This window comes from Methanosarcina soligelidi, from assembly GCF_000744315.1.
Taxonomy (GTDB): Archaea; Halobacteriota; Methanosarcinia; order Methanosarcinales; family Methanosarcinaceae; genus Methanosarcina; species Methanosarcina mazei.
On sequence record NZ_JQLR01000001.1, the window covers coordinates 3,959,044 to 3,985,591 of the forward strand.

The window sequence follows — 26,548 nt, forward strand, 5'->3', positions numbered from 1 at the left end:
GCTTCCCCCATTAATTGCTCTTTAAGTGCAGACTGGGTTTCAGGTGTGATGATCAGAATAAGATCGGATTCGATTCAGATCGATTCGATTCTGGTCTTATTCGATTCTGATTGTATTTTGATCGTATTCTGATCACAGATCCTTACTTATTCTAATCTTATTTTAATCGTATTCTAATCGTATCCTGATCGTATTCTGATTGTATTTTGATCAGAGTTTGATTCCAGGTTTACTGGTCAGTAAGCCCGGCTGTGGTTACTGCAACAACAGCTTCTCCTTCCGGGAGGCTGGGCGAGTCAACGAGGCGTATAATTCTCTTTTCTCCTTTGGATTTCCTCAGGTAAAGCCTGAAGGTTGCCGTGTGCCCGACTATGTGCCCTCCGATTGGCCTTGTGGGGTCTCCAAAGAAGGCATCGGGCTTTGCCATAACCTGGTTTGTAACAACAACACAGGCGTTGAACAGGTCTCCGAAGCGGAGAAGGCCATGCATGTGTTTGTTGAGTTTCTGCTGCCTGTCTGCAAGGGTTCCTCTTCCGACATACTCAGCCCTGAAGTGAGCCATAAGGGAGTCAACAATTAAGAGGCGAACGGGTTTGCCCATTTCCTTGAGTTCGTTTGCCAGGTCCACAGCAGAGTCAACAAGAAGTATCTGGTGATTGGAATTGTAAGCTCTCGCTACATGGATGTTCTGCAGGAATTCTTCAGGATTAAGTTCCATTCCGTACTTCTCGGAAAGCCCGTCTACCATCTGGGTGATCCTTTCCGGCCTGAAGGTATTTTCAGTGTCGATAATAATGACGGAACCGCCGAGACCTCCGTGTTCCCTGTCCATCTGGACATTTACTGCAAGCTGGTGAGCCACCTGCGTCTTTCCGGAACCGAATTCTCCGTAGAGTTCGGTAATAGCCTGAGTTTCGACACCTCCACCCATCATTTCATCAAATTCGGTACAACCGGTGGTAAGTTTGCCTACAAGCTTCCTTCTTTCAAGGACAAGATCTCCGGTCTCAAACCCCCCTATATCAGCAGCCTGTCTTGCGGCATTAATGATTTTTGCGGCAGTCGATTCCCCGATTTCGGCTGTGGTTGCAAGTTCAGAAGGAGACGCTACAGCGACTGCTTCAATTGTGTTAAATCCGGCTTCCTTGAGTTTTTCTGCAGTAGCAGGGCCAACTCCTGGCAGTTCTTCGAGTGCTATTTCGCTCATTACAAATTCTCCTAGATGCACATGTTTGTATAAGGTGCATGACAGTGGCTCAACTATGGTTTTGCACGTATATATAACTAGAGGAGACGGGGTGAAAGTATTCTTAACCGCTAAAAATTGCGCCAATTTATTCGAGAGAACCTGGCAAAAAAGTGGATAAAAAGAGTTCTTTTCAGGCACTTAAACTTGCAAAAGAAAAGAGGAAAAGAGAGAAAAAAATACAGAAAGCCCTCAAAAAACCGAGAAAAACCAAAACTTCTTTTTACTTAGCAGATTATCACCAATCATGCCAAAGGTCGCCGTAGGCGGTACGTTTCAGTATCTTCATGACGGACACGCCAGATTAATTGAAAAAGCGTTTGAGATAGCAGGCAGTGGAAAAGTCTACATAGGGCTTACTTCGGACGAGATGCTGCAAAAAAACCACAGCGTCGAGAGCTATAAAATCCGAAGGTCACGCCTGCTTGAGTATATAAAAAAAATGGGGGTTCCGGAAGAGAAATACGAAGTTACAAGGCTGAACGATCCCTGCGGCCCAACTATTGAAGAGGACTTCGACCACATAATTGTCTCCCCTGAGACCTATCCGGTTGCCCTGAAAATTAACACTATAAGGGAGAAAAAAGGAAAGAAACCTCTGGAAATTGTATATGTTGAGTACGTGATGGCTGAAGACGGGATACCGATTTCTTCTACCAGGATTTCAAAAGGAGAAATAGACAGGCACGGCAGGTTAAAAAAAGAAGCTTGAAAAAAAGGTTTGAAATCCTGAACTCCTTTTTTTGTAAATTCTCCCTGCAACAGATATAATCGGGCATCAGATATAATCGGACAACAGATATAACCGGCCTACAACAGGTATAAATCAGGATAGAATAATAAAGTGATAACATGCCCAGAGAATTTACACAAAAAGACATCGAGATCTTTAATAAGCTCGTCCCGGAAGCGGGAGGAAACACAATTTCAAGAGAAGCAGGGCACCACTTTCCCTTTATACTTCGCCCGGTTTCTCATAAATTTGCCGAATCCCCCGAAGACTTCAGGGAAAGGCTCGAAAGGCTGGACGCTGATGAGATTGATTACCTTGTAGGGCTTGCCCTTGAAGGAAAAGAAGATGTCCAGTCACTTGACGAAGATCTTGAAGAACTGGTCGCGGTGGTCGAGAAAAAAGTATCTCCTGAAAGGGCAAAACAGCTGAAGGACTTTGTAGGAATCTTCTAAAAAAGTTGCTGGTAGATAAAATAGCTGAAAAGCTAGTAGATAAAATAGCTGAAGATAGAAAAATAGTGTAAACAAAAACAGCTGAAAGACAGATTTTCAAAAAGCCCAACTAAAAGCACCCTGAAAAAATGCATTAACATGTTACCTGAAAAACTTATTTTTGGGACTGCAGGAATTCCCAGAAGCACGAAAGCCAGCAACAGCGTTGCAGGAATAGCTAGGGTCAGAGAACTGGAGCTTGACTGCATGGAACTTGAGTTCGTGCAGGGAGTACGTATGAGTGAAAAAGGGGCAGTAAACGTCCTGGAAGCAGCCAGAAGAGAAAATATAGCCCTGAGCGTACATGCACCTTACTATATCAACCTGAACTCTTCTGAAGAGGAAAAATTAAAAGCCAGCATGGAAAGGATATATCAGGCTGCAAGGATAGGCAGCCTCTGTGGAGCAGAGTCGATAGTTATGCACGCAGCCTTTTACCAGAAGAGCAGCAGGGAAGCCGCTTATCAGAACGTCTCAAAAGCCCTCAGTGAGCTTGCAGGACGGCTCCGGGATGAAAGCATAGATGCAGTCCTTCGCCCTGAGACCATGGGCAAACGTGCTCAGTTCGGAACCCTTGATGAGGTGCTTTCTTTAAGCGAAGAAATCGAAGGGGTCATGCCCTGCCTTGACTTTTCCCATCTGCACGCAAGGGAAGGAAAGGAAAACTCCTATCCCGAATTTACGTCAATCCTCTCGAAAGTGGAGGAAGCCCTTGGAAAAGAAGGGCTTGAAAACATGCATATGCACGTATCAGGAATAGAATACGACAGAAACGGGGAAAAAAAGCACCTGACCCTTAAAGAATCCGATTTTAACTATCCCGAACTTCTGAAAGCCCTTAAAGAATTTGAAGTTAAAGGGCTTGTTATCTGCGAAAGCCCAATAATGGAAGAAGATGCACTTCTTCTGAAAAGGACTTACGCGGAATTATAATCCAGAAGTTCTTACTAAAAACAGGCTGAGAATGTCGTTTTAAGGATTAATCTCAAATTCCTTTCTGAAGATTAATCTTACAATTTTTTAAGGCGTACACGGGGTACTCACAGCCGAATAAAAAGAAAGGTCTCAACCCAATTTATTTGTTATTTATTCTTTCTACATTAAATTCGTTAACAGCTTTTGCCGTATTCTCAAGAAGCCTGAAAGCAAGTTTCTGGTCCGGCCAGAATGCAAGCCCGCAGTCCGGGTTCGCATACTTTATGCGGTCCCCGAGAACCGAATAAGCTGTTTCAAGCCTCTTTTTTATAATATCCGGAGTCTCGAGTTCGGTTACTATTTTTTGCATGTATTCCTTATCCTTCCAGGCATTAATTCCATACTTTTCATTGACAATACTTATAAGGCTAAAAATATCGGTCCTTGATATCCCGACCCCCGCATATGTATTAGAATCTTCCAGCACTTTTCTGTCCAGAAGGTCAATATAGGAAGGGTTTCCAGCATACTCAAATCCTATGACATTGATAGGGGTCTCGCATATAAGCTCATACTTCAATGGAGAATATAAATGAATTTCAACATCTGTTCCCTGCTGCCTGGCAAAGGTAGAGGCAACGGTAAGAGCCGATATAATTTCATCGTCGGAAAACTGAATTTTATTATTTAATCCAAGGCCGATTTCATCCAGAGCTATAACTTTAATTTTGAAATTTTTTGCTGTCTTAAATGCCTGTTTGATGAATTTCTCGATATCCTCAGCAAGGATATTATATACGTCTACAAAAGCCGTTGCTCCAAAAGCCTGAAAATACATATCCGTAGGGCCTGCGATACAGACCCTGACTTCGAGAGTTTTTCCGGTCTCTATTTTATACTGCTTTGCAACTTCATCAATTGCTTCCAGCTCAAGGATAGTCGCACGTTCCTCTTTCAACACATAAGGCTCATGACAGTTTTTTTCGTCTTTTATGATATCAAAAAACTGCCCTATCATATCTCTGAACTGGGGATATGTGGGAACTTGCACTCCCGCATCAATTTTTATCTGAAAAGCCTCTCTTATTATTGAAAAGAGTTTTTCATCTTCATCCCGGTTTTCCGCCGCACCCTGCACCCACTCCCTTGTGACACCTTCAGGTGTGGGGAAGCTGCCTTCATCGATAAAAATAATCTCCTGCATGTTGTATATTAAGGAAGATAGAATCTTAAAGATATTGAAATTGTTCTGGTGTCACAATGAGAATTTCCTAATTTTCACACTGCTAGACGCTAAAGAAAAAAACGCTCATGATATCTTGGAATAACATGCCCAAAAAATGAAAGTATCTGGAAGTACTTTCATGCCAAATCGTAAAAAGAAAAAAATTGTGGAAAATTATGTCTTAAGCTTTTCAGGGCTTCCCTCGGTTTCTTCGAGCCACTTACATCCTCCGTCCCTGTTAACCACGCCAACTGTAAATTCTATCCCGCTTTTATCCACGTACTCCCTGGTTCTTTTCAGGGCATGGTCCACCATTCCGCCTGCTGTAAGGATAAGACAGCGTTTTCCACAGAGAGCCATAAGGATTGATTTGTCTATGACGCCTGAAGTGACGTCCAGGCGAATTCCGTCCTGTTCGGCAAGGGTTTTGCTCTTCTTTCCCATTGCCCCCACGAAAGCGATTTCTCCTTCTTTGATAATCTGCCTGACCTCATCCGGGGAATATTTATCAGTATCGTAAAGCAGCACTCCGCCGGCTTTGATGCCCTTGCGCTTGAGCTCAACAATAGCCCTGCCGTTGGGGTGAATGTGCAGGACAGTGGCATTAATCGCCTCGTAAGGGGACTGGGTGGCATACTCTCCGTACATGACTCCAATATTCAGGTTATCTCCCTCCCTGACTCCGGGAGCGACGTCAACCCACATAAGGTCAAGTGGCTTCAGGGTATTGACAAGGTCAGGGATGGTTTTGGGGGAGTTTCTGCCATATGCAAGGCCTCTTCTCTCAATTTCATGATAAATCTCAAGCGTAGTGGGCTGGCGCAGGCCCGCTTTTTTAAGGAGTTCCTGCTCTTTGAACACCTCTGCGGGTGTACCCTGCCCTATAAGTTTGCTGTTTGACATAAGGAAAACATAGTCAGACCAGCGGTATGCAAGGTCCACATCATGAGTTGATATGATAATGGTGCTCCCGAAATGGTTGAATTCGTTGAGAAGATCCATAATCTCGTCTGCCCCTACGGGGTCGAGGTTTGAGAGGGGCTCATCAAGGATGATCACTTCAGGCTCCATTGCCATAACACCGGCAATTGCAACCCTTTTTTTCTGCCCACCGCTGAGGTGGTGAGGAGGCCTGTCCTTCAGGCGGATGAGCCCGACATACTCAAGGGCACTCTGCACACAGGCATCGACTCTTTCTTTTGAATAACCGAGGTTTGCAGGCCCGAAAGCTACGTCCTGGTATACTGTGGGAGCAAAGATCTGGTCATCGGAATTCTGAAAAACGATTCCTACGGATTTCCGGATTTCCCGGAGGGATTTTGAATCGTACTTAAAAGGAACCCCATGGAAGAGAATTTCACCTTCCTGTGGCTTTAAAGTCCCGTTAAGGAGCAGGAAAAGGGTGGACTTACCGGAGCCGTTCTGCCCTACAAAGGCAACCTTTTTTCCTTTTTTGATCTCTATGTTTATGTCCTGAACAGCTGCAGTCCCGTCAGGGTAAGAATATTTAAGGCTCCTGGTTTCAAGAATAATCATGATATGTTCCTCAAATGATGGATATGTTTTTTGTAAAATAAAAAAGTGCAAGAGCTGAGAGGAAATAAGCAGAGGTCAGCAGGAGTTCCACCGCCCTTACAGGCCTGTGCACTTCGAAAAGGGTCATTTTTCCGTCATAACACCTGGAATTCATGGCAAGGAAGAGCTTATCTCCCTGCTCCCAGGACCTGATAAAGAGCGTGCTCCCGAGCATGGCTATTGAATTGAGTGACCGCCTGAAATTCGAATAGCCCAGCCTCACTGTCTGGGCATATTTTATGCAAAGAACCATGTCCAGGAAAACAAAAATATACCGGTAAATCAGCATGGATAGCTCTATGAGTGATTCCGGTAGCCTGGAAGCCCTGAGCACGGCAAAGAGTTCTATCATCGGGGTTGTAAGCGCAAGGAAGTAAAGGCAGCACATCCCGCTTAAAGACCGTGAAAGCACAAGGAGGGCAAGCTCAAGCCCGTCTGCAGTTACCGCAAGAGGATAACCCGCGAGTTTGAAGGAAAACAGTTCCTGCCCCGAGCCTGAAAAGAAAGCGATAATAATCACACCCGTAAGAGCGAAACCTGCAGGAGCGAGCAGGAGTTTCAGGTAGAATTTGAGGGGAGTCCTGCCGAGAACAACAGTTGCAAAGCTCATGCAGAGGGCTATGAAGAGAGGAGCTATGGGAGACGTGGATGAGACTCCCACAAGCAGCCCGAAAAAGACTATTGCAAGCTTTAGCCAGTTGTTTATGTGCCTGAGTGGGCTCATAAGCGCATAATCATCAAGAATATTTGTCATATAGCAAACCCGCAGATTGTGGATTTAAGCAAAAATCAAAGGTTAAAAATAATAGGCAAAAGATAAAAACTTTCCTGCAATGAAGGCAGGAAAGTAAAGGGGTAGAAAAGAAATTATAAGGAATGTTTGTCACTTTCTGACTTTTTTTTATCTTTATATCCAAGATCGTTTTCGTATCGGCCTTTTGCCTTGTAGTAGCCAAGGAAATAACCGATAATCCCTGCGCCGATAGCTGCCTGAAGGCCAAAGAGGAGGCTTTCAATTTCACCACTTGGAGGCTCCCAGAAAGGTTCTGCATTTGGCTCATAGGTTCCGCCGGTGATCTCATTGATAACATTTTCAGCTTCCCCGTCAGCTCCTCCGTATTCGGCGTCTGACGTGGATGACATATAAACGAACTGCACTGCAAAGACCAGGAAAATTGCGAGTACAATAAGTTCCAGTTTTCTGCTCATGCGGAAATACCTCTCAGTTTTCTTACAACAGCATCTTCAATGACTTTCATTTCAACCAGGATGTCGCTCTTGACGTTGACAACGTACTTGAAGAGCAGGGCACTGATAGCTCCCTCCATGATCGCAAGGGGCACCTGAGTAACTGCAAAGACTGTGGCGAATTTGCCGAATGAACTCATGAAACCTGCAATAGTAAGCGCTCCACCTGCAGGATACGCCAGAGAAAGTTGCACGGATGTAGTTAGATAGGTTGCCCAGTCCCCAAAAGCCGTAGCAAGGAAGACCACGACAAAGAAGTTGATATTAGCTTTCATACCTGCTTTATAAACAAGGTATGCTACCACAGGCCCTACGATGCCCATGGAAAAGACATTTGCTCCAAGAGTTGTGAGTCCCCCGTGCGCAAGGAAAAGTGCCTGATAGAGAAGCACGATAGTCCCGAGCACTGCGGATATTGCCGGACCGAATATAATTGCTGCAACTCCGGTTCCTGTAGGGTGGGAACAGCTTCCGGTTACCGAAGGCAATTTCAGGGAGGATAACACAAAAATAAACGCACCTGCGACAGCAAGGAGAGGCAATATTTCGCGTTTTTCTTTGACCAGATTGTTCATTTTGTAAATGCCGTACAGTATCACGGGAATTGATACTGCAAACCATAACTGCCACCAGGGAGTAGGTAAAAAACCTTCCATTATATGCATAGGATCACCGCAAGGATATCAAGTAAAGATTATTGGGATTAAGTAAAGTTAGATTGAGTTATAGAATACATAAAGGTTACGGTGGAAGAGAAACGGGTGCACAAGAGCCTATAAAAATTAATTTGAAGGTAATACAACTCTTGAAAATCTGGACAGATAAGACAGAACAAGCAAACTTGAGTAATATCAGGCATAAACTGGCAGGAACATTATATATTATAAAGAATAAATAAAAATGAATCAATAACTTGAGACGCTGTGAAAAATATCCTGACAAAGGTAGAATTTAATATCAGTATCAGTAAGCAGGGAAAAAGAGATAATAAAGTAAAGTTGTATAATGATTAAAAAGATAATAATGAAAATAAAAAAAATAAAGTAACTGCTCAGAGTATAGTTAACGGCGCTCCTATGAGCGCCGCACGAATACCCTCTAAAACAGGTAAACCGTTCTTTTTTCCTGTAGAAATGTACGCCCTAATTCTGCAGAAAGCTTGCGCTCCCATTGCTTTTCTGAAAGTTCCCGATATTTTCTGCTGTAGTTTCATCATCCTGATATCTCTTTCTGCCTGATTATTATCAAATGGAACTTTCAAATCTGTCAGGAATCTCAGAATCTTTTCTTTGTGTTCTATAAACCTATCCAGCAGATTCCTTGATTTTGTTTTTGGATTTTTACCGCGTTTTCCCTGTTTTTCAGGATTTAGAGAATGCGGATTTTCTTCAAGCGCTCTAATGATAATTGCATCAAACCTTTCTTCCAATGCTTTAATTTGCTCAAAATCAGGTTCTCTTAATTGCTCTTTACACTCATCAGTGTATTTCTTCATCTCAGTGAGCAGTTCATTCATCTCTTTAGCCCATGTCTGTTTATAGTTCTCTTCAATTCCTGTAAGTTCTCTCTGTAAATGAGCGTTACACAGAGCATGATCACAATCATAAACGTTGTAAGGTTTCCATCCATCATGAACTGCTACTCCCTTAAACTTCGGAAGAATTCCCATAGCATCTATTGCTTCTGCTCCTCTTTTTGTATGAGCAAAATAACATGTGTATTTTTCATTAGAAGCTACATGAAGCCAGTGTCTTTTTCCTTCAATCTTCATACCAGTTTCATCAAAATTGATTACAGGCGAGGCTAATAACTTCTCTCTAATAACGTTTTCAAATTCCTCTAAATTCTGGAAACATTCTCTTTCTGCTCTAATTATCGTAGCAGGACAGATTTTTATTCCCATAATGTCTTCAAATAACTCAGAAATTCTATCATAAGGAACAAACTGGTAATTTTTACAGTAAATAGCTGAAGCTAAAATATTAGGGCCATACTGAACCGGATATTTCACTGATTCGGGAAAAACGGCTTTATTCAACTTTCCACAACAAGGACAGGTTTTAATCTGACTTTTATGTTCTGTAACAATTAGATTTACGGGAGGAATGTCAAAGACCTGTCTTCTCTCATAAGCTTCAACTTCAACATTCTCAAGGGTAGATCCGCATTCTTTGCAGCAGGTCAAAGAATGTTCTATTACCTACTCAGGATGATCAACCATATCAAGAGTCGTGCCTGGATGACCTTCCTGACCTCCAGGTTTCTTCCCGCTTGGTTTACGCAGACTCTTGGGATTAGGTTTCTCTTTGACAAAATAATCAGTAGAAGGAGGTCGACTGCTGTTACGACTGTTTTGATTTAAACGAGATTCTAAGGCTACAAGTCTTTCAGTGAGTTCTTTAACTTGAGATTCTAAACTCTCAATGTAAGCTACAATAATTTCAGGATTTGAAGCACAGTAAGAAAGAATCTCATCACGTTTCATAAAGCTAAAAAGGAATCATTTTATATCCAATTTTTCCTCGGAACGAGGAAAAATGTGTAGCCTCGTTAAGGCTACCTGAATAGTTACAAAATAAAAAAATAAAAATGGAGGTTATAATGTATATAGATCCTGTTTTTAGACCTGGAAGACAGGTCAGAATGGCAAGCAAAGCAAAATATAATCAACTAAAATTGCTTTAGCAAAAAAGTATTGTATCCTGAAATATATAAATATATCCATTTGGTTCGTTTAGAAAAGAAGTCTTGAAATAAGATCGTCAGGAAGGGTATACTTTTGAATAAAAATAAGAAGATTTAAAAGTAAGGCTTTTTTAAAAAGAAAATTTCGTTTGGGATAGAATCATGAAATCATAGAATGTTCCTTTTCAGTGAATTAAAGCTCCTTTCCACTGAATTAAAGCTCTTTTTCAGTGAATTAATGCTTCTTTCCACTGAATTTTTCCCGGTGAAGGCATTATTCCCACAATTGCTATGAACCTAATTTACGAATTCAAAGCCCGTGACTGAAAAATACTACCGAATAAGCAATTGCAAAATAACGCCCGAATTTCCCGATAAAAACCAGGACTGAAAAAGACCTGAAAGACAGCTGCATAAGTCCTGCAACCATTGTAATTACATCTCCTATGCCCGGAACCCAGGTAAAAAGGAGAGTATAAACCCCGTATTTATTGAAAAGCCTCTCACTTTTCTCGAGCTTTTCCGGAGAAGGAGAAAGGTATTTTTCAAGCACATGCCGCCCTTTTAAGCCCAGATAATAAGTGGTGCATGACCCCAGGAAGTTTCCGGTAGTGGCCACCATAACCACAGAAAAAGGGCTGAACCCCTGGTAAACAAGAGCGACTACCAGAGCCTCTGAGCCGAAAGGCAGGACTGTAGAAGCCAGAAAACTCAGGACAAAAAGGTTCAGGTAACCGTAATCGGCAATAAAAGCACTCAGGGTTTCAAACATGGTAATCCTTCTCTTACACTCCTGCCTGCGATTCTATTTAAAGTGTTTCTTGCCACCCGAATTTCATTTAGAGCACAGGAAATTGAAGATTTTCTGAGAATTATGGTGCAATTTCAACACCACGCTGTCCTTTTCACCTGCCCGGCTCGCTCAAGAAACTGATTTATGACAATGGTATTGGACTGGACCAGGGAGGACCGGGTAAGAAGAGTATGGAGTAAATTTTTCATAAAGGGCTAAAAAAATTAAATTACAAAAATATCTCTTATCCTGAAGCCTTACTCTATTTACCGGACCTGGCATGTCATGCCCGACCAGGATAAACAGACTGCACAGAAAGAAGAGAAAGGGCAGATAATTTACTTTTGACTTAAATAAGTCCTAAATGGTGCTTAAAAAACAAAAAAGAAGAAAAAGACCGGAATCAAAAAATATTTCCGGTCCCTGCTAAGAAAAAGAAGAAACCTGTTCAGTCCCTTCTTTTCCTTAGCAGTATAAATGCTGTGGCAAGTATGCCGATGGTTGCAGCGCCGGTCAGGAAGGGAGTTGATTTCGTTACTTCGTAAGTTCCGCTCAGGTCTCCTATCTCAATCGTATAGTCGCCCTGTTCCTTTTCAGTGTGCGAGAATTCGACTGTTGTGGTCTCGCCAGCTTCCAGGCTTACGGTTTCGGAGTCCACGGTTTCATTGTTGACCAGAAGTTCCACTTCGGTTTCTCCTGCAATGTTACCGGTGTTTGTAACATTTACCTGGATTGTGACTGCATCTCCGCCCTTAACAGAAGCAGGTTCAATTAAGAGGTCTGAAAACTCGAATTCGGCTTTGTCTTCAGAGACTTCAACAATAATTTCTCCTTCTTCATAACCTGCTTTTGTAGTATTTACTGTGAATGTGCCCGGAGCGGTTACCCAGTAAGATACAGTGCCGTCCGTACCTGTCTGACCTTCAACTTTCTGCCCTCCAAAGAATACATCTGCTCCGGGGACAGGCTGTTTCTCTACAGAATCAGTAACCCTGATGCTTATCTGGTCTCCTTCCCTGATGTTTTCAGGAGAAACTGAGAGCAGCAGTTTCAGGACTCCGGCTCCGACAATATCCACATCCTTACTTCCGGAGAGGTAGCCTGCCTTGTTTGCATATAAAGTGAAATCGCCCTCCAGGGTTGGGGTGTAGGCAAGGATCCCGTCGTCCCCTGTGGTTCCGATGCTCTGGTTGCCGAGCCGGATTTCAACGTCACTGACTGCAGCATCCCTTGCGGTTACAGAGATTTCTGCAGCCTCTCCGACCACAAAGACATCAGGGGTTTCTATCCTGAGCTGGTCCTGTGGCGCGCTCTTGACTTCAACGAATGGATAGAAACGCAGGACATTTGAATCAGCTACCTTGAAGCTTACATTGCCCATCAGGCTGATCGTATTGCCCCTTGAAAGGGAAATTGAATCCTCGTTCTTCATTATAATTCCTGAACTGGATATGGTGCTGATTTCCATCTTGCCGAAGGAGTCGCCCTGGGAAAGCTCAAGATAATCATCTGAGACCTGGAAGATGCCTTCTATAAACACAGCGTCAGTTTCACGTGAACGGAAGACTGTGCTTATGTGGGCTGCGATCATGGGGACATCTTCCGCCCCGCCGATATCCGCTTCGTAGATGTAGTCCCCGTTGCTGGAAGTTATCCCGGAATCCACAAGCTTTCCGTCCCTGTACAGCTCGAGAAGTACTCTGTTACCGTTTACATCGACCTCTGCGGCTTTGAGGGAGTAGCCATTTTCAAGAGCTATGGAGGAGCCCGTGAACATAGACCTCTTGTTATCGTCATCAATCAAAACTTTTGCAAGGATATCATCTGAAAGGACACTCACACTTCTTGAATTTCCGAAGGTATTCGCAGGGTAGCCTGCAAAATACTTCTCTGCCATGAAGCCAATGACCTGATAGGAACCCCAGCTTTCCTGTTCGAATTTCACGAGTGCAGGGCTGGTTGAATAGACAAGGGCCTCGTCATCAATCGACCTGCCGCTAATCTCTTCTGTCAGGGTCAGGCTTTCGGTTGAGACATTCTCATCTATGCTGTAATAGAACCCTTCAAAGTTATAAGGCGTCCAGACAGTGGTATTAAATGTCTCGTCATGAACCGTTCCCCTCAGTTCATAGGTTCCTGGTTCGGAAATTTCAACTATGGGAGCAAAGCGAAGCTCGCTGGAGTCAGCCACGACAAAGCTGAGTTTTCCCATAATGTCAACCGTATCCCCTCTGCCCAGAGTAAAAGAATCACGGTTTCTCATTATGATTCCGGAACTTGAAGTGGAACTTATCTCCATTTTCCCGAACCTGTCCCCATTCTCGATCTGGACATATTCGTCCGATATCTGGAAGATTCCTTCTACAAATATAGCATTTGTCTCAGTGCCCCTGAATATCTGAGCTAAATGGACCGCAATCAGAGGTACATCATCTGCGTCCCCGAGATCAGTTTCATAGACATAGTTACTGTTGGAAGATAGGAAACCGTTGTCTATCACATCTCCGTCTTTCTCGAGCTGAACCCAGACCGTGTTTCCGTTAACATCGACTTCCACGATGTTCAGGGAATAACCTTCTTCAAGTATAAGGGAGGAGCCTGTGTAGAGGGATTTCCTATCATCGCTGTCAATCAATATTTTTGAAAGCTGACCGTCCGAAATTACGCTGATATCGTCATTTACAAAATTAGAATTTTCAGTATATCCAGCGAAATACCGTTCAGCCATAAATCCTATAACCTGGTAAGAGCCCCAGTTCCTATATTCGAAGTTTGTTTCGATGGGTCTTGTCTCATACTGCAATCCGTTTCTCTGGACACTCCGGCTGCCTTCTGTAAGCTGGATAGTCATATTTTCCGAGCCTTCCCCGGTATCCAGGTCATAGTAAAAACCTGAATATGTCTGAGGCGTCCAGGTATAGGTAAGGTTCTGGCTTAAATTTGCATCCCATATGCGGTTGCCTGATGAGCCTGAAACCTGTGCAGCTGCGGATTCGCACAGCAATCCGAGCATTAAAAATAGGCATAGAATTTTTAAGTAGTTTTTATTCCCCAAGTTAAACCTCCTTTTAATGGATTGGAGCAGGGGTTTGGCCGTAAGGAAGTCCGGGAGAAATAGAAACAAAAAAGTTCCTGAATACTCCCCTGGATTTTTTCCCGTATCCGGATACCCCATATCACTTTGAACATATTGAAATATTCAACTATATACAGTTCTAAGTATTGAAGTAATTAGATAAAAGTTTTTGGGCTGTCCTGTATGTATAAAACGAAAAACTGAAAAAAATAAGGTCTAAAAAAGGATTAAAAAAGAATTGAGGGGATATAACAGCTCAAAAATAAACAAAGGAAGATATAAAAAAATATTATATATTTAGCTGTTAAATTTAGAACTTATTTTCAAGAATTTTAATTTTTAGCAAGTATTATTAGTTTTCAAGTATCCGTATGTGTTAAAGAGTTGGTATTTTTATCCGTTATATTTTTCAACAATTTGCGTGTTTAACCATTTGTATTTTTATTAAGCAATTTTTTGTAGAACACAAACCACGGGTTATCCAGAAAACCTATAACATTTTTGCTGATGAGCTGCCCTATAATCAGAGGAAGCACAGGCATAACTCCATAATAAGCAATAAAGACAAATATCACAGAGTCCAGAGTAAGGTTAACAAAGTCGCTAGCCCCTGAACGTAGCCAGATATAAGGGTTTATCATGGTGTCATGCTTGAAGTTCTTTTCTTTTTCCGAAAAACGCTTTTTAAGGGATGCAAAGATCCAGGCATCAAGGTTCGAGCAGACCAGAAAAGAAACCCAGCTTGCAATGGTAATCCTGATACTCAGCCCGAAGAGACTCTTCCAGGCATCTTCAAGTTCAAAGAAAGGTGCAGGACTGAGGTTTGTAACCATGCCTATGAAGAGTACAAAAAGTACCTGGGTAGCAAAAGCGATAAGGATGGATATATGCGTCCTTTTCTCCCCGTAGACTTCGTTAATCATATCCACGACCTGGGCAATAAAAGGATAAATGAAAACCGCTGCGGGCGCGAAAAAGGAATAGAAGCCAAGGTCAAACACGATAATGCGTGTAGCAAGTACCTGCGAAGCTGCGAGGTAAACTACATAGAAAGCGGTGAGGGCTGCAAATCCATTCTCAGGCATTTTTTTAATAATATACACGGATGCATAGGTAGCAATTGTTAGAGTGATGATCCAGTAAAGCCAGACAAGCATATTTTTTCACAACCGGATTTATAGGGAATGGGAAACTTATGAGGTGGCAGATAGGAGTTAAAGTAAGGCAATTTGATATAAGCTGCAGTTAAACTGAAATCAAGCCGAAATTAAAATAAAATTAATTGAATTAAGACACAATTTCATAATTTAGTGATTTCTCATTTTTTTCTTCCTTAAATCTTCACTTTTCTCTGCTAACTGCCCAAATAAACTGTAATATTCCTTGAGAAACAATTTCTTTGGCATGAATGCCAAAGAATTCTTTTATTCCTTTAACTTTTCACTTTATTTTTTGCCTAAAATCGATACGCTCCGCTACATAATCCTTAACTCCTCTCTCAAACTAGATTACTAAAGCTTAAATGGATTAAATAATCTGAACAATTCCAGAAATGACTTTTGTGGTTTCTTGAGCAAATTTAATCTTCTCATTTGAGTAAGTTTAATCTGGTTCCCAATTCCTTTATCAGTCCTGAACTGCTTCTTGTTATCAGTTTTTAGACTTTTAGAATAATAGCTTTCTATAGGGTTATTTGTCGCTGGCGCTCCTGGAAGATAATGGAACAAAGTAAGATTTAACCAGTGTTTATTGATCATCCATAATCGTTTTTGAATCGTTTGATCGTATGTTCTTATATTTTCCATTAATTTATCGAAGTTATCTCTTGCTTTTTCAAGACTATTAAGTGGAAGATTTTCCTTTTTTCGTCTTCTTTCAAGCTTTAATTTACGTCTAAATTGGTTAAATTCCTTTTTTGCTTTTTTACTCCATTCTTGATGTTTTTCTTCATTATTAATTACGTTGAGTTCTTCAGATTGAAGTTCTTCCAAAAATTTAATTTCATTCTCTCGATTGTAAAATATATTCAATAACCTGTACTTCAATAGTTCCTGTTCAATCGTTGTATTCTTTGGGAAATCACTAACTATAAGCTTGTTTAAGTGCATCAAACAATATTGATGAACTAACTTATCTCCAAAAATTTCCTTTAATATATCAGGATATCTCTTATCAAAATCCGTAACGATAAATACAGGTTCTGATGCATCAAGATTTTTCCGTAGAAATTCCTTGATTGTTTCTGGACTCTTATCATCAAAAAGGTCATCTGCTATTGTTGTTTGAGTTTTTGCGTCCAGTAAGGTTAAACGGTATTTCTGACATCGTCCTTCTTTTGGATGCTGTTCGTCATAATGCACCATATGTATATTTTCTGAATATGGAACAGTTTCCTTTTCCATTCCATTGTAGAATGCTCTTAAGACAGTGCTTTTTGATCTTGGAAAAATGAAACCCATTACATCAGAAATTCCATCGTATGAAACGTTATGGTATCTGAGTAACTTGAAGAAATTATTGAATGAATCAAAAAGTAAAGTCTTCAAATCTTCCCAAAAACTATGATCTTCTTCGTGTGTACTACCACAATTTGAGCATTTATATCGACCAATGATGATTTCTCCAAGACCTTGTTTGGTATGGGGATTATAGCCATTATGAACCATTGGAGTACTACAAATAGAACAGATTGGAGGAATTTTTCTACGAAAAATTCCTCGTGTAGTATATTCATAATCGTTTCCAAAACAACCAAAAACGTCTAAAAGAGCAGGGAGCTCCGAAAAGTTATTAAGAGTAAGGTTTATAGTTACCATTGTTTGTGCCGTAACATCATTACATAATTATAGAATTATAATTTTGTGTAGTGATGTTATACTTACTTTTATCACTAGATTTTGGAACTGAGTCTGAATTAAGCTTGAATTAAAGGTAAGGCAAACCAGCAAAACTGCCGGATTCGGGGAATAGAAATGCAGTTCATTTTATTTAAAGTTCACACTCTATTCTTATCCCAGGACTCCTCAAAGAGCATCCAGCGACATAGGAACAGAAACGTGTAAATGCCCGGATGAAAGAAAATTTTCCAGCCTTACAATCCGGGAAATAACCAGTATTTCAAAATTTTATATTCTATATTCTATATAAAGATCCACAAAATATAAGTTAAAAGAGAAGGTTTCTGACCTTTGAAATTACAAGTCCAGTAAAACCACGAACTAATTAACTGAATTTACCAGCAGGTAACCAGAAAGTCAGTACCAGTTAAGAATCATTATAAAATTAAGAATCACTGCAGATTCGAGAATAAATTGCATATTCAATAATTTACTGTCATAAACGATTAATAACGTATGGAGCCGTCCCGGCATGGATACAGATACCAGTATTTCAGAAGACCTGAAGCTTGCCGTCCTTGAAAAGATTAAACCCACGGAAGCCGAAAGGAAAGAACTCATGGCTGTTCAGGATGAGCTTGCCGCAGAAGTAAAAGCAGCAGCAGAGAAACTTTGCGTGCCTGATATTTTTGTGAAGATGGTGGGTTCTGCTGCAAGAGGCACCTGGCTCTCAGGAACTCACGATATTGATGTTTTTATCAGCTTTCCCGAAGAAACTTCCAGAAAAGACCTGGAAATAAGAGGAATGGGAATTGCCAGGGAAGTTGCAAAACACGCGGAATATGCCGAAGACCGCCATGCTGAACACCCTTACCTGAATATCGTCTACAAAGGCTTTGATGTGGACCTTGTCCCTTGCTTCCGGGTCTGTTCTGCATGCCAGCTAAAATCCGCAGTCGACAGGACACCTTTCCATAATGAATTCATAAAATCCCGCATAAAAGGCAGGGAAGATGATGTCCTTCTCATGAAGCAGTTTATGCGCGGGGGCAGAGTCTACGGCTCGGAACTGAAAACACAGGGCTTTTCAGGCTACCTGACCGAGCTCCTTATCATTTATTACGGCTCTTTCGAAAAAACCGTTAAAGCAGCCTCTTCCTGGAAGCCCGGCAAGAAAATAGATATTATGCAGCACTCGGAAATGGAGCACAGCGAACCCCTGGTAATGGTGGATCCGACCGACCCAAAGCGGAATGTTGCAGCAGCCCTCTCCCTTGACAAATTCTGCATGTTTATAGACCACTGCAGGGAGTTTCTGAAAAGCCCGGAAATCAAATTCTTTTTCCCTGAAACCCCCCTGCCCATGGGGGATAAAGAGTTTCTTGAAAAGCTGGAAAACCGGAAAACTTCACAGCTTGCAATCGTCTTCGAGACGCCTGATGTGGTGGACGACGTACTCTACCCGCAACTGTATAAAATGGAACAGGCTGCAGCATCTCTCGCGAGCGAGTTTGATTTTTCAGTGATCAAAACCGGCGTCTGGTCAGGGAAACCCGAAACCGTAGTTATGCTCGAATTAATCTCAGGCACCCTCCCCAACGTCAAAAAAAGAATTGGTCCTCCGGTATGGGTCAGGGAGCATGCTGAGAAGTTCAAAGACAAGTATGAAGGAGCTGAAAATGTTTTCGGAGGATATATCGAAAACGGGAAGTACGTCTATGAAGTCCAGCGAAAATATACAACTGCAAAAGGGCTCCTTGAAGAACAGCTTCTAAACTGCTCCCTGGGAAAACAGGTTTATCAGAGCGTGAATAAAGGCTTTGAGCTTCTTGAAGATGCAGAGATTTGCAGGCTGAAAGATCAGGATTTCAGGGTTTTTTTGAGGAAATGGGTGTAAATTTACCATTAAGCATAAGTAGCCCCTCAAGATTCGGTTTTTTATATAAAGCGGAATTTTTCCGCACAAATCCTTTTTATCAGCCCTTTTTCGTTAATCCTAATTCTAAAAAGAAATCGTTTTAAGCTTTAAGTTTTATCGGAACTTATGGTGTTGGGCAGTTGATTGATCAAGAGGAGATTCGTACTCAATGTCTTAGTAATGATCCAGAGGAGCGTCTCAAGGTATTAGATCAATTAAGACTCAACTTCCTATTATTTCCAAATAAACAGCAGGCATGGAATGATTTAATTAGACTAACCATTGATCAAGACAGTTCCGTGAGAAGGAGTGCAGCAAAGTCCCTATATTCTGTTTTTCCTCATGTACCAGATAAAGAAAAAGCATGGGAAGACTTGCATAGACTGACGAACGATAAAGACAGGGATATGAGAATGGGAGCTATCGTTGTTTTTATCTCCTCGTTTTCTCAGTTGCCCAATAGGCAACAAGCATGGAATGACTTACATAGACTGCTCAGTGATGAGGACGTGAATGTAAGAATGGGGGCAATCGCTGCTCTTCGCCATTCATTTTCTGAAGTGCCAGATCAACAACAGGCTTGGAAAGATTTGCATAGACTGACGAACGATAAAGACAGTTCTGTTAGAGGATGGGCAGCGAATATTCTTAGTTTTACTTTTTCTCAATTACTCGATAAACAGCAAGCATGGGAAGACTTACATAGACTGACCAGTGACCAAGACAGTTCCGTGAGAAGGAATGCAGCAAAGTCTTTTGGCTCTTCATTTTCTCATATGCCTAAAGAAGAGGCGTGGAAAGATTTGCATAGACTTACGACTGACGATGACAGTGACGTAAGATGGGAAGCAGCCCTTGCCTTTGGTTCTGCTTTCTTTTATGTGTTCGAGAAACAACAAGCATGGAGTGACCTATGTAGATTGACTAATGATGACAGTAATGTCAGATGTGGTGCAGCTCTTGCTCTTGGTTCTGCTTTCGCTTGTATTACAGATAAAGAACGGGCATTTGAAAACTTGTGTAGATTGACCACTGACGAAGATTGGATAGTGCGATCCTATGCAAATCACTCTCTTGGAAAAATATCTATATTGAAGGCTTCCCAAGCACAAACCGAAGAGAACTACAGAAAGAAACTTGAAAGCGCTATAGAGTTTTTTGAAAACGCATCAGAGAGGGGGTCTTCCTTAAGTATTTCTCAATTTTGTCTTCCTTTTTACCGTTCTTTCTATACAATAATTTTCAAGAAACAGGACGCAAATGAGGAAGTGAACAAATATCTTGCAGAAGCGAGAGAAGCAATTGAAAATTCAAAAAGCAAAGAATTACTCTTTGAAGCTGTTGAAAACCTTGCAAATGCCTTAAAAGAAGTCCAGAATCTGGGGAGTATAGATTTAGAGACAAAAAAATGCGAGCTCAACTTTTATAGAAAATACTGTGATCGTGCAGCAGAACTCATGAGAGAAACCGAAAAAACAGCACCTTTTGCAACAGCTACGTTGAAAAGAGGTCTGCCTATCCTAGACAGAAATCTAAAAGAGCTTCTCGAAGAGATTCAAAAGAAAACAGAAGTAATTCGTAAGCAGACAAAAGGAACTCCATTTGAAAAATTAGGTTACGACTTAAATGAAGGAAGTTTATCTCTTTTACAGGTTCGTGATCTGGTAGGTTTTAAAAAACAGGTTCAAAATTTAGAAAATAAACTCAGTTCAATGTGTTCTAAATTGCCTGAAGGTCAAAAAGATGAAGCTTGTGAGTTACTCAAAACCATACATGAAGAACACTCAATTGAAGATAAAATTCCTCTTATTAATGATATTTTAAGCAAATTTTCTTATCAACTGGATATGATTACTTGTGTAAGCAGAATTGATGCAAGTCTGAGTTCTATCAATAAAAAAGTTGAGGAACTCATAATTATTTCAAGACCTGGCATCAGTGAAGAGATAGTAATTTCAACTGGTTTCCAACTTGCTGGTTCTGGATTTCAGCATTCTATCGTTATTCCTTTACAAGAAATTTCGTATTCAGAATTGCAAGAAGATCTGAAACAAATAAGGGGGAAAACAATAGACAAATTATCCAAACTACCAAAAAGATTAGCTAACAAAGTCAATGGTTATTTGCTTCTGCATGATGAAGATGATATCCTTGAAAAGTTAACCTGAATCCTTAGTTTTAATTTGAAATCCTAGAAACCATAATCAAAAGCAGGTTTTAATATAGCGGAACAAATCCCTCAACCCTTTTCTGATAATAAAGGTACTCCTGGGCATACCCGCAGTAGTGTCCGAAGTATTCCCGCCCCCAGTCTCCCATACAGCTCAGGTTTGTGCAGGTTTCAAAGTATCTGTCATCGATATGGTAATGCTGGATGATCTGCCTGACGTGGGTATCTACAGGGAAAGATTCCATTTTCTCAAAAGCGAAGAGGAGGACACAGTCCGCAACTTTTTCTCCTATGCCGCGGAGCCTCATAAGACGTTCCCTGGCGTATTTGTATTCAAGGCGGAAGAGTGCATCAAAGTCCAGTTCTTCTGAGCAGACTTCCTCTGCTGCCATTTTTATGCGGTCTGCCCTGAAGCCCAGCTTACAGAGGTCAAGCATGGACATGTCAGCGTTTGCAAGAGTTTCAGGGTCCGGAAAGCTGAAATATCCGTCTTCGAGCTCCTGTCCGAAAATCTGGCTCAACAGGTAGATCCTTTTCTGAATTGTCGGGATGCTCGAAGCCGTGGCAAGCATGTAAGAAATCAGGCATTCCCAGGGATCCTGACGGATCAGGCGCAGGCCCTTATATCTTTTTATTGCCCTGTCTATCAGAAGGTCCCTGTTGATGCTCTCGTAAATTAAAGGGAGGTCGTCGTCAAGGCGAAAATAACGGGAGAAAAATTCGGGAGGGAGTTTGGAGTCTATTAGCAGTTCCCGGCTGTCTTCCTCCTGGGAAAGACGGATAACATTGTTCCCTACAACCCCTGTCCACCAGTCTCCATTCTTTTCCCAGCGGAAGACCTGGCCGCAGTCCAGGGTATAATCAAGGTTGAAAAAATTGGGATCAAGTCTGTACATCCAGCTCAAGCCCCCTCAAAAAAGTTCCCGCAGTTAGCGTGTCCCCGAGCCCAACCGTAGTTATCGGGGATTTGCAGAGCAGAGTGGGGAGAATACAGAGCATGCAGCCTTCCATTAAAGCATATGCTCCCCGTCCGCAGGCAGCTCCTCCGAAGGCTTTCAGGAAAAGCTGCAACTGCTTTATTCCAATCTCGCTTTCCTGAAGTTTCAAAGCCTCTTTTTCCATAAATCCCCGCCCTTCGAGCTTCCCTGAAGCGGCATATGCTCCTGCACACTTCTGTCCAAAGTTCATGGCTTCGATTATTTTCCCGGCTTCCTTCAGCAGGGCTGGACTTTCTCTGTCTTTCCATTTTATTTCATCCCATTTTTCTGAAATTCCCGAACTGTCAGGATTTCCGGAATCCGGCCCTGATACGGCCAGAACAAACTCCCTTGTATGAATAAAGAGTCTCTCAAGCCCGTTCATAGAAGCAAGTTTACAGGCTGCCTTTCCTATGGACTCGGCTTCCATGCGCAAAAGACCTTCAGCAGGTATTCCGTGCAGGTGATTAAAGATTGCAAGCTCGTCTTCGTTCATTCCGATGCTGTCCGAAATTGCGGCAGATTTTAAAAATACAGAGTTTGCTATATCCCTGCTTGCGAAATGTCCCAGTTCCACATGAATCCTGAGATTTTCATTTTTTGATTTCCAGGTTTTAAGCCTGGAAAAAGAATTTTCAAGATATTCTCCGTAAGTGCTGCCGTCAGGATAGGTATCAAGAAGGAGATGGAAGCCTGATATGAGTGCCCCGTCCATTTCTCCTGCATTGTCCAGGGCATAATTCTCAAAAGCAGTGCTGGTAAAGAGCCTGAAGTTCAGGTGGTCGCAGGTCGCAATAAAGCGGTTTTCCCTGGGGACCCGGATTTCTTTTCCATAAAGGGAAAAAGTTTCGCCTTCTGAAAAATCAAAAACGAAATGGATAGGGTCCTGGGTTCTGGAAGTACCTGTGCTGCCTGTCCGTGAATTATGTGCATCTTCAGATTTATGTGCATCTTCAGATTTATGTGCATCTTCAGATTTATGTGCATCTTCAGATTCCTGAGTATTTTTTATAGATTCGTCTTCAGGGTTTACTTTTCCCGGCTCTTTATCTGCCTGAAGAGGAGTGCCCGGAAAATAGACTGCTTTTTTTGAGAATAAAGAGAGCTGGGTTTCCGAGGGGACAGCAACATTCGGGACGACTTTCGAAGCCCCCATCTCGGAAAGGACGTTTGCCATAATCCCTGCATTTCCGCCCATTCTTACAATGGACTTTTCAAGATAACGGTTCTTCAAAAACGCAAAGACTCCCTGTTCAAAAACAAGCCATTCGGCTCCACAACCATTTTTCATACAGTAAACTAGCCCTGCCACGAAATCAGACTCTGAAAGGATTTTTCCGGGAGGGTTCTCCATTTTTTCAAGAATTTGAGCCTTTTCAAACGACTTCAGCAGTTCCGAGATTTCAGCTCTGTTTATCCTGTATACGGAGTCTATATTAACATTATAGCCACAAAGTATTTTCATCTGACCTGTTCCTGCAAATTAAACGGAGAGGGAGCCTTTTTCAGGTTTCCATGCTGGGAATCATTTAATCCGTTATAAAGCGTGGAAGATAAGAATCTATCCTGGAAAACCTATCCTGAAAATAGTTCCAGAAAAGTCTCTTCTCAGAAATTTCTGGAAATTTATAACAAAACTTATTTCCCTGAGTTTATCTGTTTCATCCTTGCAAGCATGGCTGCAAAAGCCCCTGCAGAAATGGTATCTCCTATCCCTACCGTTGCTTTTGGCCTGTCCACCACTTTGGATGGTATGAGGATAGCGTCATGATCTGACCCGTATATGTACCCGTATTCAAATTCATCCGAGCTGCATAGTTTTCTTCCCGTACAGTAAAGCTTGAAGGTCTCCAGATCTTCCAGGCCCTGGGCTGAGACAGGCACGTCCAGGCCGGTTTCGGCTTCATCAAGGTCTTCGATTTTTCCGTGAAGAGCCCGGGCAGCTGCGAGGACAGAAGAGAAGAGCAGGGCATCCCTGTGTTCTTTCAGGGTTAGAGGATGGCCTTTTGCCAGGATACAGATATAGAAGCCAAGAGAGTGAACATGTACCCTTTCAAGTTTAAGATCCTTCATTAACTGGACAGCCCCCTGGTAAAGGGACATAATTCCGTTTTCTCCCTTCCGGATCACGGAATATGAAAGCTCTTCATATCCGAGCACATTAAGGGCATTTGCAACTTCCACAGTGTCAAGCCCGAGAGAATGGACATGTCTTGCAACAATTTCTGTAAGGATAGCCTTTCTTATAACCCGGTTCTGGATAGAAGTGAGCTCCACATGGATACGGAGGTCGGGGTTCAATGACTTCAGCTTATTAATGACTTCTAAGGAATGCTCAACATAATCTTTGTAGGTAGACCCGTCCTCATATTCTTCTTTTATCATCTGATAACCGGAAAGCATTGCCCCGTCAACCGGAAAGATGGTCTCAAGCTGGTCATATATCGCTCTGTCCATATCAAGGCGGATCCATTTGGGGCGGGAAGAGATAATCAGGCGGTTGTCCCTGGGCACTTTGAAAGTGCTCCCTGCGCAGGACACTTTGAGGTCTTTGGAAAACTCAAATATCCAGTTGACCTTTGACCCCATCCCGGGATTGAAAGCCTCTGCAGGAGGCTTGAGGACGACTTTTCCATTTTCTACTTTAGGGTGAAGGATGTTGCCGTTATCTTCAAAGTATTCTGCCTGCTCTGCGGAAAGCCAGGGAATATAAGCCACAACCTTTTTCAGGTCTAACCGGGCAAGAAGGTTTGAAATAATTCCTGCCTGGCCTCCCATTCTGGCATAGTCGAAACCAAGGTGTTCTTTCAGCCACGTATGGATTTCTTCGGTATATGTGGGCACTTCTGCGGCTTTCCCTTCCCTCATAGCTATGAGCAGGCGGGCGATGAAATCCAACGGATCGGCAATTTCTCTCGGGTATACCGCAACCCTTTCCTGAATTTCAGCCTCATCGAAAAACCCGATAAGCTTTGTCAGGGCTTCTTCATCCAGGTGCCTGATAGCATCAATATTGCTGTTGTAAGCTACAAACATCCCGTCCAGATAAGGAAGGGCTTCTTTAGCATCGTAAAATGCTTCTTTATGGCGCTGTTCCCATTCTTCCATGTCCACGTCAGTAAACCCCCTGGGAATAAAATAAAGTATCCAGAATCAAGAAACATATTATTCTGGAATAATGAAATAAATAAACCAGGATAAATCCCTGGTTTTGAATACAGGAGTTATCTGCTGTATTTACTCTATTTCCCATTCTACGTTATTTTATTTAACATTGTGTAGATTGGGAGTCTGAGGGCAGTCCAGTCTGACCTGATGCCGGCTTCCAGACCCATAGCAGGCATCAGAAATAAAATTCAGGCATAACAGGCACATAAAACTGCATATGCCAGGGTTTACCCTGTGCACCCAACACCCGTGCCCTATACCCGTACACAATACCGTTCTTTTTCGGTTCAGGTTGTGTATTCGGCATTGATCCTGACATAATCGTAAGTCAGGTCGCAGCCCCATGCAGTTGCGGATTCTTCTCCCATTGCAAGGTCAAGGTTAATGATAATCTCATCGTTTGCCATTATTTTCTTCAGGAGGGAAAGATCCGAAGCCGTTGATATTTCCCCGGCTTTTACAAGTTCGACCTCCTCTCCTCCTCCTGAGAAAGATAGAGTGAGCCTTTCCTGCTCAAGCTCGGCACCCGAATACCCTGCTGCAGCTACAACCCTGCCCCAGTTAGGGTCTTTTCCGAAAATGGCAGACTTCACCAGAGGAGAGCGGACAATGGTTTTTGCAACAAGTCTGGCATCTTCGTATTTTTTTGCCCCTGTAACTCTGGCTTCTATAAGTTTGGTCGCACCTTCCCCGTCTTTAGCCATTTTCTTTGCAAGGTCGGTAAACACACAAACAAGCCCTTCCTCAAAGTCGTCAAGGCAATCCAGGCAGGGCTTGACTCCGGACTTACAGGTGGAGGTAAAAAGCACCATATCATTCGTGCTCGTGTCCCCGTCCACGACAACCATGTTGAAGGTTTTGTCGACAGCTATCTTCAGAGCCGCATCCAGAACATCGGCAGGCACCTTTGCATCGGTATATGCAAAGCAGAGCATGGTTCCCATATTCGGTTCTATCATGCCGGAGCCTTTTGCAATTGCCCCTATCCTTACCCCGCAGTCAAGTTCCACAGCAGATTCTTTAAGGGCTCTGTCCGTGGTCATGATAGCCTTTGCTGCTGCACGGCTGCATTCGGGAGAACTGCCCAGCCCTTCAAGGACTTCAGGAAGGTGTTCTTTTATAAAGGAGACATCAAGCCTCCTGCCGATTACTCCTGTCGAGGCAACGGCAACGTTATCAGGGTTCATGCCTAGCTTTTCAGCGACCATAGAAGCCATTTCCATAGCGTCCAGAAAACCGTCATCACCAGTAAAAGCATTGGCGTTTCCACTGTTTGCAATCACAGCAGACAGCCTGTGTTCGGTTTCAATCCGTTCCCTGCTGAGTGTAACAGGAGCCGCAACCACCTTATTCCTTGTAAAAACACCTGCCGCAGGGCCTTCCGCAAGGATAACAGCTATCCCCATTTTTCCGGGTTTTATCCCGTATGCAGATACGCCCCTTACTGCACAAATTCCGCCCTCTATTTGCTTCATGAAAACTCTCCTTAGA

19 protein-coding genes and 1 pseudogene are annotated in these 26,548 nt (G+C 42.4%); 5 read left to right on the plus strand and 15 right to left on the minus strand.

Annotation, left to right across the window (positions count from 1 at the left end):
* Positions 1–229: 229 nt before the first annotated feature.
* On the minus strand, positions 230–1,207 hold the full coding sequence (gene radA, locus M886_RS16950; RefSeq protein ID WP_048051566.1) for a DNA repair and recombination protein RadA: 978 nt from the start codon (positions 1,205–1,207) through the stop codon (positions 230–232).
* A gap of 286 nt (positions 1,208–1,493) precedes the next feature.
* On the opposite strand from radA, the gene M886_RS16955 reads away from it, so the two are divergent.
* The 3 genes from M886_RS16955 to M886_RS16965 all read left to right on the plus strand — a co-directional run bounded on the left by M886_RS16955 (position 1,494) and on the right by M886_RS16965 (position 3,403).
* Positions 1,494–1,958 carry a phosphopantetheine adenylyltransferase gene (locus tag M886_RS16955; protein ID WP_011032411.1) on the plus strand — a complete coding sequence of 155 codons (465 nt, stop codon included), beginning with the start codon at positions 1,494–1,496 and terminating at the stop codon, positions 1,956–1,958.
* 140 nt (positions 1,959–2,098) lie between these two features.
* On the plus strand, positions 2,099–2,431 hold the full coding sequence (locus M886_RS16960; protein ID WP_011032412.1) for a hypothetical protein: 333 nt from the start codon (positions 2,099–2,101) through the stop codon (positions 2,429–2,431).
* A 138-nt stretch (positions 2,432–2,569) separates the two neighbouring features.
* The gene (locus M886_RS16965; RefSeq protein ID WP_015411115.1) at positions 2,570–3,403 is read left to right on the plus strand and encodes a TIM barrel protein; all 834 of its coding nucleotides are present in this window, start codon (positions 2,570–2,572) and stop codon (positions 3,401–3,403) included.
* 142 nt (positions 3,404–3,545) lie between these two features.
* On the opposite strand, the gene M886_RS16970 is transcribed toward M886_RS16965, so the two are convergent.
* From M886_RS16970 to M886_RS17025, 10 genes and pseudogenes are all read right to left on the minus strand, one after another.
* Complete coding sequence (locus tag M886_RS16970) at positions 3,546–4,589, minus strand: methionine synthase (protein WP_048051567.1); 1,044 nt, start codon at positions 4,587–4,589, stop codon at positions 3,546–3,548.
* Positions 4,590–4,784: 195 nt separating this feature from the next.
* Positions 4,785–6,146 carry an energy-coupling factor ABC transporter ATP-binding protein gene (locus M886_RS16975; RefSeq protein WP_048039928.1) on the minus strand — a complete coding sequence of 454 codons (1,362 nt, stop codon included), beginning with the start codon at positions 6,144–6,146 and terminating at the stop codon, positions 4,785–4,787.
* Between the two features lie 10 nt (positions 6,147–6,156).
* On the minus strand, positions 6,157–6,939 hold the full coding sequence (gene cbiQ / locus M886_RS16980) for a cobalt ECF transporter T component CbiQ (protein WP_011032416.1): 783 nt from the start codon (positions 6,937–6,939) through the stop codon (positions 6,157–6,159).
* 113 nt (positions 6,940–7,052) lie between these two features.
* A complete protein-coding gene (locus M886_RS16985; protein WP_011032417.1) occupies positions 7,053–7,394 on the minus strand; it encodes an energy-coupling factor ABC transporter substrate-binding protein in 342 nt (113 codons plus the stop codon).
* Positions 7,391–8,098 (minus strand): energy-coupling factor ABC transporter permease, encoded by a 708-nt coding sequence (locus tag M886_RS16990; RefSeq protein ID WP_011032418.1) that lies wholly within the window; start codon positions 8,096–8,098, stop codon positions 7,391–7,393. Before M886_RS16990 ends, M886_RS16985 begins: the two co-directional genes overlap by 4 nt.
* Before the next feature lie 386 nt (positions 8,099–8,484).
* Positions 8,485–9,918: pseudogene (locus tag M886_RS17000) on the minus strand (IS66-like element ISMma14 family transposase).
* A gap of 510 nt (positions 9,919–10,428) precedes the next feature.
* Entirely contained in the window at positions 10,429–10,890 is a 462-nt protein-coding gene (locus M886_RS17010) for a YqaA family protein (protein WP_048039923.1), read from the minus strand.
* A 469-nt stretch (positions 10,891–11,359) separates the two neighbouring features.
* Positions 11,360–13,966, minus strand: a complete 2,607-nt coding sequence (locus M886_RS17015) for an S-layer protein domain-containing protein (RefSeq protein ID WP_048051568.1) — start codon at positions 13,964–13,966, stop codon at positions 11,360–11,362.
* Positions 13,967–14,412: 446 nt separating this feature from the next.
* Positions 14,413–15,144: a queuosine precursor transporter gene (locus tag M886_RS17020; protein ID WP_011032421.1), complete on the minus strand. Its 732-nt coding sequence runs from the start codon at positions 15,142–15,144 to the stop codon at positions 14,413–14,415.
* 354 nt (positions 15,145–15,498) lie between these two features.
* Positions 15,499–16,803 (minus strand): ISNCY family transposase, encoded by a 1,305-nt coding sequence (locus M886_RS17025; RefSeq protein WP_048050816.1) that lies wholly within the window; start codon positions 16,801–16,803, stop codon positions 15,499–15,501.
* Positions 16,804–17,356: 553 nt separating this feature from the next.
* Between M886_RS17025 and cca the strand changes: the two genes are divergently transcribed.
* Together cca and M886_RS17565 are read left to right on the plus strand one after the other, a co-directional pair.
* On the plus strand, positions 17,357–18,721 hold the full coding sequence (gene cca, locus M886_RS17030; protein ID WP_048051569.1) for a CCA tRNA nucleotidyltransferase: 1,365 nt from the start codon (positions 17,357–17,359) through the stop codon (positions 18,719–18,721).
* A gap of 161 nt (positions 18,722–18,882) precedes the next feature.
* Positions 18,883–20,910 (plus strand): HEAT repeat domain-containing protein, encoded by a 2,028-nt coding sequence (locus M886_RS17565; protein WP_053228912.1) that lies wholly within the window; start codon positions 18,883–18,885, stop codon positions 20,908–20,910.
* A gap of 49 nt (positions 20,911–20,959) precedes the next feature.
* Here M886_RS17565 and M886_RS17040 read toward each other — a convergent pair whose 3' ends face one another.
* The 4 genes from M886_RS17040 to argJ form a co-directional block, all read right to left on the minus strand.
* On the minus strand, positions 20,960–21,808 hold the full coding sequence (locus M886_RS17040; protein WP_048051570.1) for a DNA-3-methyladenine glycosylase family protein: 849 nt from the start codon (positions 21,806–21,808) through the stop codon (positions 20,960–20,962).
* Positions 21,795–23,354 carry an ADP-dependent glucokinase/phosphofructokinase gene (locus M886_RS17045; protein WP_048051571.1) on the minus strand — a complete coding sequence of 520 codons (1,560 nt, stop codon included), beginning with the start codon at positions 23,352–23,354 and terminating at the stop codon, positions 21,795–21,797. The genes M886_RS17040 and M886_RS17045 overlap by 14 nt, the downstream gene beginning before the upstream one ends.
* Positions 23,355–23,527: 173 nt before the next feature.
* Positions 23,528–25,003, minus strand: a complete 1,476-nt coding sequence (pfkC, locus tag M886_RS17050; RefSeq protein ID WP_048051572.1) for an ADP-specific phosphofructokinase — start codon at positions 25,001–25,003, stop codon at positions 23,528–23,530.
* Positions 25,004–25,344: 341 nt separating this feature from the next.
* Positions 25,345–26,532: a bifunctional ornithine acetyltransferase/N-acetylglutamate synthase gene (gene argJ, locus M886_RS17055; protein ID WP_048051573.1), complete on the minus strand. Its 1,188-nt coding sequence runs from the start codon at positions 26,530–26,532 to the stop codon at positions 25,345–25,347.
* Between the last annotated feature and the right edge of the window lie 16 nt (positions 26,533–26,548).